We start from the raw sequence: 2,808 nt of genomic DNA on the forward strand, positions 1-2,808 counted from the left end.
TCCAATACTGTAATTATCACTGCTGTCATCATCTCCTGTAGAGATATAAATAACTTTAGAGTTATTCGGGTCAATAGCAATTCCAGAAACTCCTATTTGAGGGAGTTTGTCGGATAGTGGCGTCCAGTTAGCTCCTCTGTCTGTAGATTTCCAGATTCCTCCTCCCGGTGCTCCTACATAAAAAGTGCTAGGGTTGTTAGGATCTACGATGGCTACATTGACACGTCCTTGTCCCGGAGCCCAAGAACCAGTTTGATTGTGATCAAATGGTCCCATAGGAGTCCAGGTAGCTGCTGAAGCATTTTTGGTAGTTGCCGTCATTTTTTTTCTTTGCTCCCAGGCATTCCAGAAGAACTGAGGAGTAGGCACTGTTCCATCAGGAAGTAATGCATGCTTCCAGTACTCTCTCCATCTCATAAAAGGCTTGTATCCACTTCCTTTTTTGGTGTGGTCTTTATTTTTCCAATAAGAGTCAAAAGCTTGACTTACTTCTTGGAATTCCATCGTTTTTCCTGATTTGGCTTTGTTCCCCTGGTTTACCCATGGTGCATCAGGATTAAATTGAGCCTGACTGATACCACAGGTCAGGCCAATTAAGGCAATTAATGTTTTTTTCATTAGTTGAGATTGTGTTAAATAAATTAAGTTGGTATATGTGTTAGTTTGTTTCTTTAAAAATTTTACGCAGAGAACAGGGTGGTATATGAGGGGGATATATCAGAGATCATACGACTTGCGTAAGGAAAAAATGTCAAAACAATTCATTAGTTTTTTTACTAACTATCGTTTGTTAGTTTATAGGGAATAACTATTAATAAGGAAGTTGAATTTGTGTAATAAAGTGTCATAGTTAAGTTGAGTTTGGTTATCGTGGTTCAAAATTCTAAAAAAAAAACATTACAAAATTCTTTTTTCGATAAGATGCAGATATTTAAAGTATTCGCTTTTGTTTTATGAGTTTATTAATAAATATTAGTCTTTTATTAAAAGAAAAATATGACATGAAGGGGTAGATTTTTCTTACAATTTTATAGAAAAAAACTCATTTTAATGTTGAATTTATTGTTTGTTTAATCTTAGTTGTTTCATTAAACAAGTTTTTGAAAAGTATAATTTTATGCATAAAGGAATGCTGTAAAGTCAAAATTGCTAAAAAATAATAAGCTGATTAATCATGTTTTTGGGTGCGACCAAAAGGGATACTACCTCAGGGCTTGCCTTGAAATTGAAAATTTGTTTCCAACGAATGCCTCGTGGACTTATCTCTGAGTGGTTTACTTTTTAAAAGAAAAGAGGGAGGTTCTAATTGCTGTAGAACCTCCCTCTTTTCTAAAAACTAAATTTACTCCTTTTTTAGGGTTTAGGAAAAGGATATGTGATATTGGTGCATTTTCCATCAGGTACCCATTTAAGGGAACCGTCAACTTTTTTTAACTCAAATACCTCTCCTTCTTTAATAACTCTGTTACCTTCTATGTATTTAATGTTAGGATCGAATTTTACAGCCTCACAATGAGGGTTAAAATCTTCGCAAGAGGCTATACGATATGTGGTTTCTTCGGCACTGTATTGGTAAGTTGTGTAATAATTTTCATTTATTAAAAGCTCAAAATCTGATGTTTTTCCAAAAGATTGAAAATAGTCTTCCAAATGAATCTGTTTAACTACTTTTAGTTCCCCCGTAGGGTTAGGACCAATTAATGAACTGCCGATTCCACTATAGTCGGGTTTGTCTAAAACGGCTATGATTGACCCTTTAACTTCATAGTGAGTCATGTTTCTATAGTAGTGATTAGCAGGTCTTCTATAAACTAGCCAGTTTATAACTCTATCAGCACTAACATTTATTCTGGTACTTTGTGATCTCAAAATGCTTGCGTTCTCGGTCTCAGTTTTTCCTTCGGAGTTCGATATTGATATTGCTTTAGAGAAATTATAGGAAAAATTTCCATCTCCTCCTAGTTTAAGCTTCTTCGCCATTTCTGCTAGTGCATTGGGTTGAACACTAAAGCCGAATGAATGAGTAGTGGTAGTATTTGAACTTTTGCTTATAACTGTGCTGGATTCTATTCCTTCAATCACTGTAAAAGTTACTGTTTTATTAATTCCATTACCATCATTGTTACTATCACCGTGACAGGTATTTATTGTTCCTTGATTTTTATAACCAACTTCTCTTTCTCCGAGTTCAGTTCTTAGGTATTCTGCATGCCCAGTTTTTTTTAATTTAGCCCAAATTTTAGTGTCATATCTACTAGGTTTATTACTTACAGATTTGTTTACTCTGTTAGGGTTGTCTATTTTTTTTCCATTCATAAAAATCATTAAACAGTCTTCTCCTGTTTCTTTTTCGATATATCTAAAAAGATGAGAAAGGTCTTTACCTGTTAAGAATGTAAAAAATGCTAAATTAACTTTACTTATATCCTTCCCCTCTGGTTTGATATCGATTTTGTGAGGAGGGATATTTATGCGATTTCGGCTCTTTAAATTTTCTTTTTTACTTACATCTTCAGGGGAGAGAATCGAAGAAGCCGAAGGAGGTTTCACATGAGTCTCCTGCGTGTTTTGTAACTGGTCTTTTTCACAGGATTGAGATGATAAGACTACTGCTATCGCTAAAATAGCCTTAGTAATAAAATTGGTTTTCATAAATTGTTTTTTTTAAATGATTTTGTTGTGTGATCACGAGACCGAATGTAATTATAAAAAGGATATTCTTCCCTTTTAGAGAGGTGATTTCAGCTTTTTTTAACTAGCGATTGCTGTTTTTAACTTTGTTTAACTTATTGTTTTGTTTTTTTTTTT

The 2,808-nt window shown here is 34.0% G+C and carries 2 protein-coding genes; both read right to left on the minus strand.

Annotated features, from left to right (window positions below; genetic code table 11):
• On the minus strand, window positions 1-618 hold a 618-nt coding region (locus tag ACFSTE_RS14430; protein WP_378298213.1), incomplete at its 3' end, for a WD40/YVTN/BNR-like repeat-containing protein.
• 735 nt (window positions 619-1,353) lie between these two features.
• Window positions 1,354-2,652: a hypothetical protein gene (locus ACFSTE_RS14435; RefSeq protein WP_378253521.1), complete on the minus strand. Its 1,299-nt coding sequence runs from the start codon at window positions 2,650-2,652 to the stop codon at window positions 1,354-1,356.
• Window positions 2,653-2,808 lie beyond the last annotated feature (156 nt).

The sequence above is a fragment of the Aquimarina hainanensis genome (assembly GCF_042684685.1).
Lineage (GTDB): Bacteria > Bacteroidota > Bacteroidia > Flavobacteriales > Flavobacteriaceae > Aquimarina > Aquimarina hainanensis.